The sequence below is a fragment of the Wolbachia endosymbiont (group A) of Philonthus cognatus genome (assembly GCF_947251755.1).
Taxonomy (GTDB): domain Bacteria; phylum Pseudomonadota; class Alphaproteobacteria; order Rickettsiales; family Anaplasmataceae; genus Wolbachia; species Wolbachia pipientis.
Genome location: NZ_OX366388.1, coordinates 765,103 through 781,212 on the forward strand (window position 1 = coordinate 765,103; position 16,110 = coordinate 781,212).

Consider the following 16,110-nt stretch of genomic DNA (forward strand, 5'->3'; position numbering starts at 1 on the left):
TGATAAACGACAAATTCGTCATCCCGCTGCTTGTTAGCGGGATCTAGAGATACCGCGGCGGTATGACGTAGGAAAACCTGACTTGCACTAGCTACAGCACTCAGCAGTGGCTCAGTTTGAACTATATTGAAATGAAATAAAAAGTGAAAGAGTGTAAGCTTAAGTTACTTTAGCTATACTATATAAATTATTTTATAATATATTTAATGAGTTGTGAACCTTCTCTTACTAAAAAAAGCTACAAATCTCATATTTCCAAGCGTATGCGTAAGTTGCGAATGTATCATTGATGAAAATCTTAATCTGTGTAGTGAATGCAACAAAAAAATCAATTTTCTAACTAAGCATTACTGCAATGTTTGTGGCGTAGTAATCTCAGACAATATTTATACGTGTGGTAAGTGCATCATCAATCCTCCACCGTTTAAAGTATTAAGATCAGTTTTTGCTTATGATCAACATAGTAGAAACATGAGAGGTTGTCCGGAAACAAGTAAAAGGCTATAATATCTGAAATTTTAGTACGGGGTAAAGATGAGAAAAAAGTATCCAACAGATCTAAGCGAAAGGGAATGGGCAAGAATAGAAAAACACTTCAGAGTATCATACAAGAAAGGAGGAAGGCCGCCAAAGTATAGCAAAAGAGAAATATTAGAAGCAATTTTCTATGTATTGCGTACAGGGTGTCAATGGCGGTATTTACCAAATGATTTTCCGCTATGGAAGACTGTGTATGAGCAGTTCAGGCAATGGAAGAAGCAGGGAATTTTTGAGAAAATGAATTATGAAATTACAAAATATAGTAGAAGAAAAATAGGAAGGAATGAGCAGCCGAGTGCCTGTATAGTAGATAGTCAATCTGTAAAGACTACAGAAAAGGGGGGATCAAAGGCTATGATGGAAGTAAAAAAGTAAAGGGTAGAAAAAGGCATATAATTACAGACACTCAGGGTTTTATACTAGGTTGTTACGTAGGCGCTGCTAACGAAAATGATAGAGATGGTATTAAAATAGCATTAAACAATATGAGAACAAAATATACTAAAGTTAAAAAAATGTGGGCTGACATGGGATACCAAGGAAGAAATTTAAAGAATCACATAAAGGAAGAATATGACATAGATATTGAAATTGTTACAAGGCCTCCATGTAGATTTTGGGTGCACAAAGATACGCCACCTGAGCTACTACCAACAAGAGAACAAGGGTTTAAAGTACAGCCAAGAAGATGGGTTGTAGAAAGGACTTTTGCTTGGGTTAATAGGAATAGAAGGCTATCGAAGGAGTATGATTTACTCACAACATCCACTGAGAATTTCATATACCTAGCTATGAGTAGGGTTATGTTAAAGAGGGAATATGCTTGAATTTACTAGTTTCCGGACAACCTCTAATTTAAATTTAGGTGCACTTAGCCCATTCTGGTGATAACAAATTGGAATAGATAAGATATGATAACTAACTCTTCTGCGAGTATATAGTTTTGCCGGACACAACAGTACGTACTACGTGTCCTTTTACTTTGCGACCATCGAAAGGAGAATTCTTTGATTTACTAGCAAAGTTGTCAGTTTTAATTTCCCATTCATGATTGAGGTCAACTAAAATTAAGTCTGCAGCAAGGTTTTTTTGTATACGACCACGTGGTATGTGTATTATATCTGCAGGCTTATATGTCAATTTTGCAAGCACATCAAGTAGACCCATTTGCCCACTGTGATAGAGTTCAAGTGAAAGGGGCAGCATTGTTTCAAGACCAACAATACCAAATGCAGCATTTTCAAGTGGTAGATCTTTAGAACTACGATCATGCGGAGCGTGATCAGTTGCAATGCAATCAATCACACCTGTCTTTAAACCTTCAACCATAGCTAAACGATCTTCTTCAGTGCGAAGCGGCGGATTCATTTTTGCAATTGCCCCATGTTGTTTTACTATATCTTCAGTCAAAGTGAAGTGATGAGGGGTTACTTCGCACGTAACATTTAATCCCAAATCTTTTGCACGTTTAATAGCATCAAGTGAATCTTTTGAAGAGACATGTAGAATATGGTAGTGCACATTTTCCATATCCTTCATTAGCAGTATATCACGATTTACCATAACCGATTCTGACGCACTCAAGATCCCCTTTACTCCCAATTCTTCAGAAATTTTACCTTCGTTGATTGCGCCACCAGCAGATAAATTTAAATCTTCTGCATGTTGAGCAATAGGGACATTCAGCATACTTGAATAAAGCAGTGCCTGTCTCATAATCATTGGGTTCATAACTGGCATGCCATCATCAGTGAACCCAACCGCACCTGCTTCCTTTAAAAGTGCCATTTCAGTCAACTTTTCTTCCGAAGTGGTGATTTTAGCGTAAAATTCAACGTTTACATGTGAAGTTTCAAGTGCTCTATATTTCAAATATTTAGCCAAAATAACGCTATCAATTGCTGGAACAGTGTTTGGCTGACAAACTACAGTTGTAACTCCCCCCGCAGCTGCAGATTTGCTGCCTGTATATATAGTTTCTTTATGTTCCTGGCCTGGTTCACGAAAATGTACGTGAATGTCAATAAGGCCTGGCATTAGAACAAGCCCTTTACAGTCTATTGTTTCATCAACTCCACTTGTTGAAAATAATGATTCACCAAAGTCAACAATTTTATCCCCTTCAGTCAATAATGAACCTTTTATATCAAGTTTAGTTTCCGGGTCGATAATACGAGCATTAGTATACGCAATTTTATAGCCTTCCTTTTGCCCTGTTTGCAACAAATCCCAAGTTTGAGTCATTATATTTGAGTATCGATTATAAAATAAATCTAAAGTTTTTTTAATAAAACACAACCAAATTAAAACACAGACTAAGAGCTGTCTTGAATTAAAGTGCTTTCATTATCCTAAAGATTTGGTTCTTATAACCTAGTTAGCTCAGTTTTAACGTTAATGTGTGAAGCTCTGAGTTCTGTTGAAGGATTTTCCAGCTGAATATCTAGCTCATTCTGTATGTTCGATAAACAAATTAAAGCTGAATCAAAAATTTCATCACACTGCTTTGCTTCATGTATATCATCAATTATTTCCTCGAATTCTTCCACATCATCCATTTCTTGCGGCGCACTTTTTAATATCGCTTTTATTTGGTTTAAGTTTTGACGAATTTTCTCCTGATATCCAACAATTCTCTCTTGATATATATCAATCATTTTTTGACATGCGTTGCCTCTAAATGGATGTTCTTTTTTCTCTTTTATGTAAGAATTTTGAAAGTCTTTACAGTTAAGGATTGCTTCTCTATGTTTTTTTATGTCATTAATTGCGCTGATTATCGACTTATCTATTTTCTTTAAATTTTCTTCCCGTTCTTCTCTTTTAATTATACTTTTGGATTCATTTTTTATCTGGTTCATTTTGTCATACAGGTTTCTGCATCCTTTGTAAGATGCCATTGGTTGTAACATTTCTTCTTTTACACCTTTATTGTAAAAATTCTTCAACTCATCACTTGATAGTATTGTTATAGCATCTTCCCTTTTACCTTGTGATTTAGGATACTTTTTATTCAATAAACTAACATGATTTAACAAGAAATCTCTAACTAGCCCTTCTTTTTTTACTTCGGATAATCTTTCTAGTGTTTCTATATATTTCAGAGTTTCCGCAAAGAGCTGTCCACCAGAGGGAGCAAATCCTTGAAGTGATTTACTCTGTGCTTTACAAAAATCGGTTTGTAAAAAATCTTCAGCTTGTTTTTTTATTACTGAAAGTTCATTAAAGGCTTTTTCTGGATTGATTTTTCTCAAAATACTAATAGCTTTTCTAATCGCTTTTTCTCTCTTTTTATTATCTTGCTTTTCATTTAATATGAGATGTTCAGTTTTGGTAAAAGCATTACCTTGATCACTCTTTGCAATGTTACAAACGATGTTTTTTACAACTTCTTCGGTTGCTGCATAATCTATTTCTTTTGCAAAGCAGTCAACAAATGATTGCCAAACTTTTTTATTAACAAGTTTACTTGTCTTATTTTCAAAATCTTCTATATCTTTGAATCCTAAAATAGTATAGAGATTTTTTTCGATTATTGGTTCGGCATGTTGTTTTGCCACTTTACCTTTTATATTGAATGGAAATTTACTAATCTTAGTTGTACCCACAATGTTACCTCAATATTAACGCTATCTATAAAAGTATAAAGATTTAATATTTAATTTTTAATTAATACTAGCACAGCTAACTACGGGAGCATTATGCTAGCATCAATTAACACTTTAACTTCTTACTTGTCATCAGTAATATTGTTTATATAAAAACTATAATTTTTTATGCCTGAACTTGGGAATATATTGCTATTGCTAGCCTGCTTATTGTCTTTGACATATTTGTTTTTACCGCTTAGTTCTTGTCGGTTTATTACCACTGCCATATTTTTTTGTGTATCAGCGTCAATGGCTATTTTGATCTACTGCCACATTACAAATGATTTTTCACTTGAAAACGTATACTACCACTCACACACAACAAAACCTTTGATCTACAAGATTTGTGGTGTTTGGGGAAATAAAGAAGGGTCCATGTTGCTTTGGGCATTAGTGCTTACCTTTTACCTATTTCTGATGGATATTTTTACTGATAACGACAGTAAATTGAAGAAAGTATCCTTGATCACCCAAGGCTTGATTTGCTTTTGTTTTTTACTGTTCACTTTACTTGAATCCAGCCCCTTCACTAAAATGCCAAGCGTTGAAAAAGATGGTCTTGGTTTTAATCCGATATTGCAAGATATAGGCCTTGCTATTCATCCACCGATATTATATTTGGGGTACCTTGGGTTTAGCGTTCCTTTTTCGCTCTCTATAGCTGGATTAATTGCAAAAGTTGAAGGAAATGTTTGGGCTAAAATTGTCAGGCCTTGGGTACTTATTTCTTGGTCGCTGCTCACTTTGGGCATCAGCTTGGGTAGCTGGTGGGCATATCGCGAACTTGGGTGGGGTGGATTTTGGTTTTGGGATCCAGTGGAAAACGTTTCTTTGATGCCGTGGCTAATTGCAGTAGCGCTGACACATTTGTTGCTCGTGGTACGGAATTTCAATGTTTTAAAGAACTTTGCTATTTTACTTACGCTTACAACTTTTATATTGAGTGTGACTGGAACATTTCTAGTCCGCTCAGGAATACTCACCTCAGTGCACACGTTTGCAGATGATCCAAGGTATGGACTGTATATATTAGCTCTACTTGGTGTAATTACAGTCAGTAGCTTAGTAATATTTGTAGTATTTACGAGAAAAAATCACACGTCTGCGATGTCATTCCAATGCTTGACACTGGAATCTGAAAAGAAACCTGCTACTCAAGTGACAGAGGGTAGAAGATTCTTTTCACGCCTTACGATGATGCTGATGAACAATTTATTATTCATCACTGCCTTTTTCATTGTGTTCGTTGGCACTTTATACCCTACAGTGCTCGAATATTTAACCGGTGAATTAATTTCAGTTGGAGCACCATATTACAATTCTTTATTTAATCCTATTGCACTGGCTATTCTAGCCCTCACGATAATTGGGCAATACTGCAGTTGGCAGGGAAATAGTCTATTGCCAATATTCCGTGAATATAGATTTTCATTTTGTAGTGCTGCAGCTATTTTGCCGTTTATTTTTCACATGGAGCTAATAATTGTGCTATCAATTACTATCTCCATAGCATTATTAATCTTTGTTTTAGAAGCATACAGTAAAAGAATTTGTTTATTTAAGGTAGCATTTGGTGAATCAATTTTATTAGCAAGAAAAGTTTCTAAATCCTACTATGCAATGATGGCAGCTCATGCTGGAGTGGCAATTCTAGTGCTTGGTATAGCATATTCGGTTGGTTGGCAGGAGAAAAAAGAAAATTACTTAAAAATAGGGGATAGCATAACAGTCAATAAATTTAAAGTTACTTTACGAAATATTGAGCTAATAAAAGAAAAAAATTTCCATGCAGTGAGAGGTACAATGTATATCAGGAATTTGCTGAATAATAAGATATTAGGTGAGATGACCCCTGAATATAGATTTTACCTTGCGGAAGGTCAAAAAAATGTTGAAAGCAGTATCTACCACAATTTGCTTTCTGATATTTATGTTGTAATTGGAGAGATTGATAAGAGTAAGAGCAAAATTGCAGCTAAAGTGCACTATAAACCTGGAATGTCTATAATCTGGCTTGGATCCTTTCTCATCGCTTTTGGTTCGCTCTTTGCTGCTTTTCCTTTTAGTAAACGGGCGAAGGTTGTCTAGCTGTCGTGGATTTATTAACAACGCTCCTAGGTCCAGAGTGCAATATATGAGAAATTACCGGGCTATAGATACTGATTTGCAAAGGTTAGAACCAAAGAAAGTTATATTTTTTTATTGACAGACCTATATATTACGATATTCACTAAGGGATTAGTGAGTAATGGTTATACAATATGAATGGTGGGGTATCAGGCAAGGAAAAAGTTATACGCACTGCTTTCGATTTTAAGGAGCCTTACAGCGATTGGCGTCAAATTTTTAAACGTCCTAATCAACAGTATAACCCTTCCAACTATGATTCGTCGAGCGAAATAAATGAACACGATATAGAAACTCAAAAGATTAAAGAAGGTGATGGCCATGATTCAGGTATTAGTTCCGATGATGAGGATGACCGGACAACTTATACAGCAGTACAATTAACTAATGATTCTCTTGATAGCCAAAGATATACAGGAATATATATTCCAACAACAACTGATGGTTGGGTAGGTGAAAATAATCATCAGACTGGTTTATCAGGTAATTTGCCAGACGGAAGTAATAATCCACAAATTTTTGAAAGTACTGATTCAGTAGAGCATAATTCTACCTGCAATGATCATGTAATTTGTGATTCAGGTCACAATTCTGACGATGAGGATCAGTTTAAACTGTTGTACGAAAAGGAGAAAATAGAAGCACAAAATAATCAAAAATATACAGAAAATGTATGTAATCCAACAAATGGTGGTTTGTTAGGTGAAAGTGATAATCAACAGATTTCTGAAGATACAGAAATAACTTCTGATTGTAATCCAGATGATTCAGATCCAAAAGGGAATGAGGGCTATGGTTCAGATGGTTCTTGTGAAAGTAAAGAAAATTTGACAAAGGGCGCTGGTGGTAGTAATCAGACTTTTGAAGGTGAACAGAAAAGCTCAGAATTTCCGAAAGTTGACAATTGGTTAGATAGTGATGGGAACTCAGAAGATAGTTCGGACTCAAAAAAGGGTTCGTACTATAGCTCAGGTAATTTTGATTCAATGGAGTTAACAGATGATTTGGATTCAGAAGATGATAATCCTTTTCTAAAAGACTCACTTTTTATGAAACTAAAAATGTCGTTAACTCAAAGTAAACAGGATCTGATTGATAAATGCTGTGGGGAGGTGAGAGGTATAACAGAACAAAATGAACAAAAAGATATAAAAAATACTCCAGAAAGTATTAAGTGCATAGTAGCTAAATACTTAGAAAAAGAAGTAATGTTAAATTTAAAATGTAGTTGTTGTAACAAAACTGTAACAAATACAGTATTTGAAGAAATAAAAGATCTTACTAGTGGTAGTCATATAAGTAACAGAAGTAACACTTTTGTATTTGATAACTTTCCCTATCAAAGTAAAGATAAAAACTGTAACAAAGAAAGTGAAGATCAAAACTGTAACAAAAAAAATGAAGTGTCCGAAGAGGACATTATCAAAAGCATTGTTAGTAATTTATTGTTAGAAGGTGGGAAGGTAAAACGCCATAATTTTTTCGATGGGAATGAGTTTGAGCAGATAGTTACTTGTAATGGATTTGATGATGGTCTTTCTGAGAAATGTAAGGAAATTGAAAGCAAGCTAAAAGGTTTAGCATATGAAAGTATTGTAAACAAAAGCAAGCAGACTCAAAATGTATTAGGAGTAGACAAGGATAATAGATATTTTTGTATAGAGTACTCGCAAGATAGTATTGTTGAAGTTGCAGAAATCCTAAACAATGAAAAAGCCAAAGACTTAAATTTAAGAGTTGGCATACTCAAAATTGGAGAAAGTATAGTAAGAGTTGAAAATGTAGAAGAAATAGGGGGAAAAAGAAATTACATGGATGTCTCAAAAGGTGGTATTGAAATGTCTTTTACTACTGAGGTAGGAGAGATAAGTATTTATCTAAGTCCTAGTGAGAAAGGCAGCAATAAAATAAAAGTGGAGATTGATGGGGAAAACAGAGCAAGGCTTAATGAGTTAAAAAATAGGGGAAAAAGTTTAGGGGAAAACTGTCTTTTAGGAGGAAAAAGTGTTGAGGAAGCTATAGAGCATGAAAGTTTTGAAAGATATGGCAGTGTACCTAACACTGCTATGAAGGAACCTAGCTTAGGTTGCGTTGCTAACATAGCAAGGGGGGGATAAGCTTGCAGAGATAAAATGATGGGCCAAATTGGCGGTATTTTGCTCTTGTAATGTACTTCAAAATTGCAAAGTTTGCACTAGATAGAACTTAATTGACAGACAAGAATCAACTGACAGAAAAATTTACATAGTCAAACAATCACAGAATAAACTAGTGAATTTTTTGAAAAGTATATAAAATTCAAGTTTAAGTAAATAGCATGGCACTTAGACTCATTCCAGATAACCTCAATATAAAATTTAGTAAATATAGGGATTTGACTGCATTAATTAGCATTATTCTTATCATCTTTTCAATATTCACTGTTGTGCTGCGTGGAGTGAACTTAGGCATAGACTTTGCAGGCGGAATTTTGATAGAGATAAAATCTTCAGATGAGAATCACTCTATTCTCGATGCATTAAAAGAAAATGGTTTTACAGTGCAGAGTTCAAAAGCGGGTGATAATTTAGTCATGCGTTTTAAAGATGAAGGAGATGAAGATAAAATCAAAAAGATAAAAAGCATACTAGAAGAAAAGCTGGGGAGCTCAATAAGCTATCGTAAAATAGACTATGTTGGCCCACAAATAAGCTCAACACAAATATTTGAAGGAATGTTATCCATGTTGATCGCAATTGTTGGAATATTTTTTTACGTTTGGTTTAGATTTAATTGGCAATGTGGATTCAGTGGAATAACAGCACTGATTCATGACGTGATTTTAACTGTTGGTTTTATTAGCCTAACTGGCATTGAGTTTAATATTTCATCAGTTGCAGCTCTTCTCACTGTCATTGGTTATTCAATCAATAACTCAGTAATTATATACGATCGGATTCGAGAGTATTGCAAGAGTGGTAAAAGTGGGCGGATGAGTGAGATAGTAGATGCAAGTATCAACGCTACATTATTTCGCACTATATTAACCTCGGGTACAACCCTTCTTGCTGCTCTTCCTTTGGCATTAATCTGCACAGATGCAGTGAAAGACTTCAGCTTGATCATTTTTTTTGGTATTTTGATTGGCACTTGTTCTGCAATATTTATTTCTGCTCCTATATTAACCTACAGAGCTTTGATAAGTAGATTGTAGAAGTGTTTAGTCGCGGTATAATATCAACTTATTATCTCTTATAGTGAAATGAAAATACCTTAAAAAGCTCATTCCAAGTAGTGAATGAGACATAGAATGAGTGTTAACGCTTGCCTGTACATCATTAATCAAAAAATTTCCTATTTTAACTTGAGGTATTTGAACCACTCCAGCTTTTATTTGACCTTTCGCAGTTTCATATATTTTAAAATCCTGAACATTTTGTAAGTTAATACCAACATGTAATGCGTCTTTTTGTGATAGAACAATATCGGTTGCTCCAGTATCAAGCAAAAACGTTATATTGCGATCATTGACTTGAGCCTGAATATAAAAGTGTCCATCATATGACTTCGTAAATTCAATACTTCCACTATTCTGACCGCTATTTTGAATTCTTCCTTTATATGGTAAAAAAGTACTGAGAAATCTGTCGCTTAGTTTGTCCCTTTGTGAATCAATAAGCATTGCAGTAGTGGCTATTATTAGCAACCAAATAACTAGATTTTTCACCGCGTTCATATTGTTAAAATTTGAAGCTATTAAAATAAATTTTAAAGATCAGCGTTAAAAGTTATTATTAAAAATAAGTAAATTTCATTGTTTTAGTACAATATTTAGTATACACTTTAAGAAGATATGTTTGATTTAATTTCATGTCAGAAGCAAAAAGTTTAATTTTGGCAGCTATCCTTTCCATGTTAATCATGGTGTCTTGGCGTATTATTTATGATAATTTTTTTAGTACAAACCAAAACCAGCCATTGATTGAAAATATTGAACATATCGAATCTTTTAACGACCTTGCTCCTATAATATACCAAAATCGTTCTGAAATTATTAATTCTACTCGAGAACAGAGGGTTAGTTTAACCAATAACATGATTAAAGGATCAATTTCTCTGAAAGGTGCAAGGTTTGATGACTTAATTTTAACTAATTACCACTTAGAACCGAGTTCTTCTTCTCCACAAGTGGTGTTACTGTCACCTGCAGAATCAAAAGATGTATATTTTGCAGAATTTGGGTGGCTCGATCCGAGTAACAAGATTAAAGTTCCAGATTCTAAAGCAGTCTGGCGAGCAGATAAACTTAATCAAAAAGAGGTCAATTTATCTTGGGACAATGAGAATGGCATTTTATTTAGAATGAAAATTAACCTCGACGATAATTACATGTTTAAAGTTGAGCAAGTTGTTGAAAATAATACAAAGGATAATGTAGTTTTGGTTCCTTATGGTAAAATTAACCGTAAACGTGACAATATCAACGAATCTTATTGGATATCCCATGAAGGAGTACTGGGTGCATTTGATAATAAACTAGAGGAGTGGACATATAAGGATATTTCCAAAAAACATTTAATAAAAGCAAGCACGAGTGAAAAAAATTGGTTTGGTTTTGCTGATAAATACTGGCTCACAGCCATCATACCTGAAAAATCTGATAAAATAAATGTAAGCATTAAACATACTAACGCTAATGATATTGATAAATTTCAAGTAGATTTTGTTAAGTCTTATAAGAGTATACTTCCTGGTGCAAGCACTTCTAATGTGAATTATTTTTTTGCTGGAGCAAAAAAGTTGAATTTACTGGATTCTTATAAGGATACTCTCAATATACCTTTGTTTGATAAAGCTGTAGATTTTGGTGTTCTTTACTTTATAACTAAACCAGTGTTTTTACTGCTTGAATACTTTAACTTCGTTTTAAAGAATTTTGGCTTAGCAATATTATTGCTGACTTTAGTAATCAAACTTTTGATGCTTCCCTTATCTAATAGATCATATGTTTCAATGTTCAAGGTGAAAAGCTTGCAGCCTGAGCTAACTCGTGTAAAAGAGTTGTATAAAAATGACAGCTTAAAGCAGCATAAAGAGACAATTGCATTGTTTAAGAGAAACAACGTAAATCCAATGTCGAGCATTTTTCCCATGCTAATACAAATACCGGTATTTTTTGCTCTATATAAAGTATTATTTGTTACTATAGAGATGAGGCATGCTCCTTTTTTTTTATGGATTAAGGATCTTTCAGCTCCTGACCCAACGAACATCTTTACATTATTTGGGTTGTTTAATTATAACTTTCCTATTTCTATAGGCATTTTACCTATAATTTTCGGTGCCACCATGATAATTCAGCAGAAGCTAAGTGAGAAAGATCAAACCAGTAAAGATGATATTCAAGTAAATGTTATGAAGTTTTTACCTTACATTTCTGTCTTTATTTTTTCTTCTTTTCCTGCCGGCCTGGTAATATATTGGATATTTAGTAATATTATAACTCTAATTCAACAGTCATTAATAAAGTTGTTTTTAACAAAAAAAGTGGTAGTAAATGTCGAGAATACTAATAGTTAATTCGATTTATTATACTGAAACAGCGAACCTTTTGCTTGAAGGTGCAATTGATAAATTAAAAGGCAGTAATGCCAGTTACGATGTAGTTGAGGTTCCTGGTACATTTGAGATACCAGCTACAATTCTTTTTGCAGTCAAGAGTGGGCATACTAATTATGATGGTTATTTAGCTCTTGGGTGCGTAATTCGCGGTGAAACCGATCATTATCAATATGTTTGTAAAGGAGTAATTGAAGGCTTAAATGAGGTTGTTATGCATTATGCAATACCCCTTGGTATGGGTGTAATTACCGCTGACAGCAAAGATAAAGCACTAGTTAGAGCTGATAAAAACAAAAAGAACGTTGGTGGCCATGCAGCCTCAACTGTTTTGCGTATGATAGATTTACACAATAAATTAAAATAATGGAGGAAAAACCAGTAGATAAAAAGTGGCGCATAAAAAGAAGCACGGCAAGATTTCTTGCTGTACAAATTGCTTATTCAAATATTTTCGTAGGTTACAACAAAAGCACTTTTAAACTGGAAAATTGTGAGCTTAAGGACTACATAAATAAGTTGAAAGATATATTTGAATGTGAAGAATTTGAACATCAGTTCTTAGAAAACTTGTTATATAAGGTTATAAAAAGCAGTGAAGAATATGATAAAATAATAGAGTCTTATTTACACCCAAGTTGGTCCCTTTCACGGTTAAATCTTATAAGCTTATCTATTTTGCGTGTTGCAATATGTGAGTTAGCTAATTGTGATACGCCAGTTCCAGTTGTCATTAATGAATATACTAACATTGCATCTGATTTACTTGATAAACCAAGCGAAATTGGTTTTATTAATGGGTTATTGGATAAGGCAAAAGATGCAGTTAAATTAAATAAAAATCCTTAGCAATTATAGCCAGCAAGCACAAGGTGTCATCCGAGTAGCTGCTGTATGAACATTGTCTACCAGATCCCAGTGTCAGCTACTTGGATGACAAGAAAGGGAGCACTGGAATGACATTATCTGTTGTGCAATTTACCGTAACCGTTCACGGAATATTCCCAATTAGGCAGGAATAGCGACTAAATTCTGTAGTTTCTGGACAGGATTCTGATCATTCAAACGTGCAGTCAAAAATATCGAAAGCATTCTTTCAATGAACTTTTCTCCACGTTCTGACCAAGTGAAAAAACTATTTTTACGATAAATGACGTACCGTCTAGCCTGACGTTCTGCAAGGTTATTGGTTGTCTCGATCAGATCAGGATTGCGCACGAATCTCCACATCATATCTTCAGAACGTAGTATATTGGCAGCCATTCTCGAGGCCTGAGTTCCTTTTGCAACCCTTGTTATCTCTCGCAAAAAATGTTTCACCCTTTTTCGAATCTTCCTCATTAACCGGAAAAATCTTAAATTGTCTATCAGGTTTTGTTTACGTGCTCTATCTACCACAAATACCCTGTTGCTCAGCGATTTTAATGCTGCGCCAATTCTGCTCACTTCAACATTTTTACTGTAAAAAAACCTTTCAAAGTCCCTTGCTAAATGGGCCCAGCATATCTGTCTGTTTTCACGATTAAAGTAATTATACGCAGCATACCTATCGCTTATAACTATTCCATCATACTCTGGCAATAGCCCTTTTAATATCTTCTTTCCGCGAGATCCAACTAACTTCATAAGTGTTGCTGTTTTATTCGTTACTACCCAACTCCAACCTTTCTTTCCCTGGTTCCTATGGCTTGTTTCATCTATATGTAAATACTTGCTTTTCCGTAGCTCTTCTCTTATTTTTTCGTATTCAGATATACATTTTTCTGATACTCTACCCTCGGTCTTTGATACCAAACCTAGGCTTATATTCAGATTAAATATGCTGCTCAAAATTTGCTGTACTTCCCTTTTTGAATTGATAAAAAATCCACTAAAACTGCTAATTACTGCTTTTGCATTAGCTCCTAAAAGATCCCTTGTCACACCTTCAGGCAGACTAGCTGAGATCCTTTTCTTACACGCCTTACAGTAGCCTTTTTGTAGCCTATATTCAGTCACTATCGGTTTAATTTTTGGCAATTCAACCTTTTGATGCACAGTTTCTTCTTCTAAAATAACTTGGCTTCCACACATGCAAATTGTATCAATTGAACATTTTACCACCTCATCTGCTACCATCAATTCCCGCTTGTGCGCTTCATGTCCTGGCTGCCCGCCTGGTTTTTTATCGCTCTTCTTTTTTGTCTTTTTGCGATATACATCTTGCGATGGTGGCAGCGATGAATTTTTTGAATTTAAACCCAGCTTATCCTCTAGCTCAATTATTTTTGTCCTTAACTTATCATTCTCTGCTTTCAGAGTACCAACTTCTGACTCCAATACCACAATCTTTTCTTGTAGCACCTCTATCATCAACCCCTCATCTATCTAGTTTATTGTTTTTTATACTAATTATGCAATTTTTGTAAACTACTTTCTTATACCGTGAATGGACAAAGTTGATAAGCCTAAACGCCATCATGTCTTTAGGAGAGTCTGCTAATGAAGGCTCTTAAGTTGACGCCATTGCGTGAACGGTTACCAATTTACCTTCAAAAATGAATGTTTGTACAGTTATGTGTCAAGCACTGGGATGACAAGAAAGGGAACACTGGAATTTTTGTTTCAGCATTAGCCATGCATCTAAACAGATACGTTGCCTTGAGAATCGCAACATCCATGCAGTTATGCGCGTAACACTAAAAATCAAAAAAAACAAAGAGGCAGACTTAATCTACCTCTTTTATTTCACTTGGCTATACTGTCTGTTGTTGAGAAGCAACTTGTTCAACAATAAGCGAGCCTAAATAAGTGTTAACCTCTTTAGCACCCTCTTTTTCTAAACCTAATGTTTTATTCCATTCTGTTTTATCTACCATACGCGTCAAGTTAAGGAATGTAGAGAGCTTAAAGTAGATACCCTGGTCTTCCTATATCTGTCTTTCAAAGAAAACTTTGACCAGATTATAGTAAGCTTTTTTAGAAAAATTTTTAAATTATTGACAATATTGTTTAATATCAAAAAGAGCTCTCTAACCCGCCTTTTCAATTCAATAAATGCCTTTGTTAAACTGAGCTCCGTGTTCTTTTTTAGTTTTACACAGCCAATCATTCCGTGAAATACGAGAATAGCACATAATTTTGCGTATAGCTCGCACAATACTCTAAATGGATTTGTCTTTCCTTTTAGTTTATCAAGATTGATATGACTTTTATATAGTTTAAATAGTAATTCGATTTGCCATCTTACTCTATAAACCGTCAATATTTGTTCAGCATTAATTTTACTCTCTGGAACATTAGTTATAAATATTGACCAATCTAATAACTTTTGATTCTTTTGAGAAGATGTATATCCATGTGACTTTGCTAATTTATTAGCCTTTCTTCTTCTAGCCATAGACTGTTCTTCAGTTAGCTTTTGACATATAATTCTTACCTTAATTTTTACTTCCTTTCCTAATAATACTTCTTTTTCTGAAGATAAGTGACCTTCCAAATACTCCAATAGCTCTATTTTTTGATTTGTTTCTATATCATATATATTGGTATCAGACTTATAACGACTAACAAAATATGCACCTGCTTCATCAATCTGTTTAAAAGAACTAGGCACAAAGTAGCCCAAGTCAAATATTAGCAAATCATTGGCTGATAAACCGTTCAGATAATCCCTATAACCTTGATCCGACCTTTATTCCTTCCATAAAATTTAACTTATCTAGCGCTTGATTCAGGTAATCAAAGACTAACTGTAGCTTTATTCCTGATTTGGTATTATTCTCACAATCTCTATAGCTACTGCCATATCCTTTGTACATATCTTCCATGCTACTGGGCAGGCTAATGTAGCTGCTATCCAATAATTTAACGCTTCCAAATTGCTGTAAAATTTTGCAATCAATCTGTAGACTTTTTTTAAATAAACACAAAGCTTCGTTATACATTTTTTTCATGAACTCAACTGCTTCTTCACTAAACCTAAAATCTAAACCCTGTTTTGTAATTTCTATCGAGTCTTCATTTAGCAATTGGCACATTGTTTCTATGCTGCAATCATCAACTCCTATGTTACCAAAAACCATAGCTTTTATGAATGATGAGCCATTAAGTTTTCTCTTTCTTTTTATAAAACCTACTGCAATTGATATTTCGTCTGCTTTTTCATTAAAGAATTCATTGAGGTCTTTTGATAAGCAAGCTATTCTGTCCATTG

The 16,110-nt window shown here is 34.3% G+C and carries 11 protein-coding genes and 3 pseudogenes; 8 read left to right on the plus strand and 6 right to left on the minus strand.

Annotated features, from left to right (window positions below; all coding sequences use genetic code 11):
• Nucleotides 1-213: 213 nt before the first annotated feature.
• Nucleotides 214-474: pseudogene (locus OPR21_RS03740) on the plus strand (double zinc ribbon domain-containing protein); the annotation flags it as partial.
• Between the two features lie 60 nt (nt 475-534).
• Nucleotides 535-1,367 (plus strand): annotated as a pseudogene (locus OPR21_RS03745) (IS5 family transposase).
• A gap of 91 nt (nt 1,368-1,458) precedes the next feature.
• Here the strand turns inward: OPR21_RS03745 and OPR21_RS03750 are convergent.
• Both OPR21_RS03750 and OPR21_RS03755 read right to left on the minus strand, forming a co-directional pair.
• Nucleotides 1,459-2,784, minus strand: coding sequence for a dihydroorotase (locus OPR21_RS03750; protein ID WP_077188568.1), 1,326 nt, complete (start codon nt 2,782-2,784; stop codon nt 1,459-1,461).
• A gap of 122 nt (nt 2,785-2,906) precedes the next feature.
• Nucleotides 2,907-4,148: a hypothetical protein gene (locus OPR21_RS03755; RefSeq protein WP_265030228.1), complete on the minus strand. Its 1,242-nt coding sequence runs from the start codon at nt 4,146-4,148 to the stop codon at nt 2,907-2,909.
• A 168-nt stretch (nt 4,149-4,316) separates the two neighbouring features.
• Between OPR21_RS03755 and OPR21_RS03760 the strand changes: the two genes are divergently transcribed.
• The 3 genes from OPR21_RS03760 (at nt 4,317) to secF (ending at nt 9,510) form a co-directional block, all read left to right on the plus strand.
• A complete protein-coding gene (locus tag OPR21_RS03760) occupies nt 4,317-6,278 on the plus strand; it encodes a heme lyase CcmF/NrfE family subunit (RefSeq protein ID WP_006279652.1) in 1,962 nt (653 codons plus the stop codon).
• A gap of 173 nt (nt 6,279-6,451) precedes the next feature.
• Nucleotides 6,452-8,434, plus strand: coding sequence for a hypothetical protein (locus OPR21_RS03765; protein WP_265030229.1), 1,983 nt, complete (start codon nt 6,452-6,454; stop codon nt 8,432-8,434).
• Between the two features lie 200 nt (nt 8,435-8,634).
• Nucleotides 8,635-9,510: a protein translocase subunit SecF gene (secF, locus tag OPR21_RS03770; RefSeq protein WP_006279649.1), complete on the plus strand. Its 876-nt coding sequence runs from the start codon at nt 8,635-8,637 to the stop codon at nt 9,508-9,510.
• Nucleotides 9,511-9,516: 6 nt separating this feature from the next.
• Here the strand turns inward: secF and OPR21_RS03775 are convergent, their stop codons facing one another.
• Nucleotides 9,517-10,032, minus strand: coding sequence for a TIGR02281 family clan AA aspartic protease (locus OPR21_RS03775; RefSeq protein ID WP_006279648.1), 516 nt, complete (start codon nt 10,030-10,032; stop codon nt 9,517-9,519).
• 134 nt (nt 10,033-10,166) lie between these two features.
• Here OPR21_RS03775 and yidC point away from each other — a divergent pair, with 134 nt between their 5' ends.
• Genes yidC through nusB form a run of 3 tightly spaced genes read left to right on the plus strand, consistent with a single transcriptional unit; the run spans nt 10,167 to nt 12,764 of the window.
• On the plus strand, nt 10,167-11,876 hold the full coding sequence (yidC, locus tag OPR21_RS03780) for a membrane protein insertase YidC (protein ID WP_077188570.1): 1,710 nt from the start codon (nt 10,167-10,169) through the stop codon (nt 11,874-11,876).
• A complete protein-coding gene (locus OPR21_RS03785) occupies nt 11,854-12,282 on the plus strand; it encodes a 6,7-dimethyl-8-ribityllumazine synthase (RefSeq protein WP_265030230.1) in 429 nt (142 codons plus the stop codon). The genes yidC and OPR21_RS03785 overlap by 23 nt, the downstream gene beginning before the upstream one ends.
• Nucleotides 12,282-12,764, plus strand: a complete 483-nt coding sequence (gene nusB / locus OPR21_RS03790) for a transcription antitermination factor NusB (RefSeq protein ID WP_007549265.1) — start codon at nt 12,282-12,284, stop codon at nt 12,762-12,764. The genes OPR21_RS03785 and nusB overlap by 1 nt, the downstream gene beginning before the upstream one ends.
• Before the next feature lie 159 nt (nt 12,765-12,923).
• Here the strand turns inward: nusB and tnpC are convergent, their stop codons facing one another.
• From tnpC to OPR21_RS03805, 3 genes and pseudogenes are all read right to left on the minus strand, one after another.
• Entirely contained in the window at nt 12,924-14,267 is a 1,344-nt protein-coding gene (gene tnpC, locus OPR21_RS03795; RefSeq protein ID WP_265022247.1) for an IS66 family transposase, read from the minus strand.
• A gap of 383 nt (nt 14,268-14,650) precedes the next feature.
• Entirely contained in the window at nt 14,651-14,773 is a 123-nt protein-coding gene (locus OPR21_RS03800; protein WP_255324039.1) for a hypothetical protein, read from the minus strand.
• A 5-nt stretch (nt 14,774-14,778) separates the two neighbouring features.
• Nucleotides 14,779-16,108, minus strand: a pseudogene (locus OPR21_RS03805) (IS4-like element ISWosp9 family transposase).
• Between the last annotated feature and the right edge of the window lie 2 nt (nt 16,109-16,110).

Bases quoted from the DNA above. Each gene is read 5' to 3' on its own strand.
- OPR21_RS03760 (WP_006279652.1), top strand. From the start codon at position 4,317: ATGCCTGAACTTGGGAATATATTGCTATTGCTAGCCTGCTTATTGTCT.
- OPR21_RS03750 (WP_077188568.1), bottom strand. From the start codon at position 2,784: ATGACTCAAACTTGGGATTTGTTGCAAACAGGGCAAAAGGAAGGCTAT.
- OPR21_RS03765 (WP_265030229.1), top strand. From the start codon at position 6,452: ATGAATGGTGGGGTATCAGGCAAGGAAAAAGTTATACGCACTGCTTTC.
- OPR21_RS03775 (WP_006279648.1), bottom strand. From the start codon at position 10,032: ATGAACGCGGTGAAAAATCTAGTTATTTGGTTGCTAATAATAGCCACT.
- nusB (WP_007549265.1), top strand. From the start codon at position 12,282: ATGGAGGAAAAACCAGTAGATAAAAAGTGGCGCATAAAAAGAAGCACG.
- yidC (WP_077188570.1), top strand. From the start codon at position 10,167: ATGTCAGAAGCAAAAAGTTTAATTTTGGCAGCTATCCTTTCCATGTTA.
- OPR21_RS03800 (WP_255324039.1), bottom strand. From the start codon at position 14,773: ATGGTAGATAAAACAGAATGGAATAAAACATTAGGTTTAGAAAAAGAG.
- secF (WP_006279649.1), top strand. From the start codon at position 8,635: ATGGCACTTAGACTCATTCCAGATAACCTCAATATAAAATTTAGTAAA.
- tnpC (WP_265022247.1), bottom strand. From the start codon at position 14,267: ATGATAGAGGTGCTACAAGAAAAGATTGTGGTATTGGAGTCAGAAGTT.
- OPR21_RS03785 (WP_265030230.1), top strand. From the start codon at position 11,854: ATGTCGAGAATACTAATAGTTAATTCGATTTATTATACTGAAACAGCG.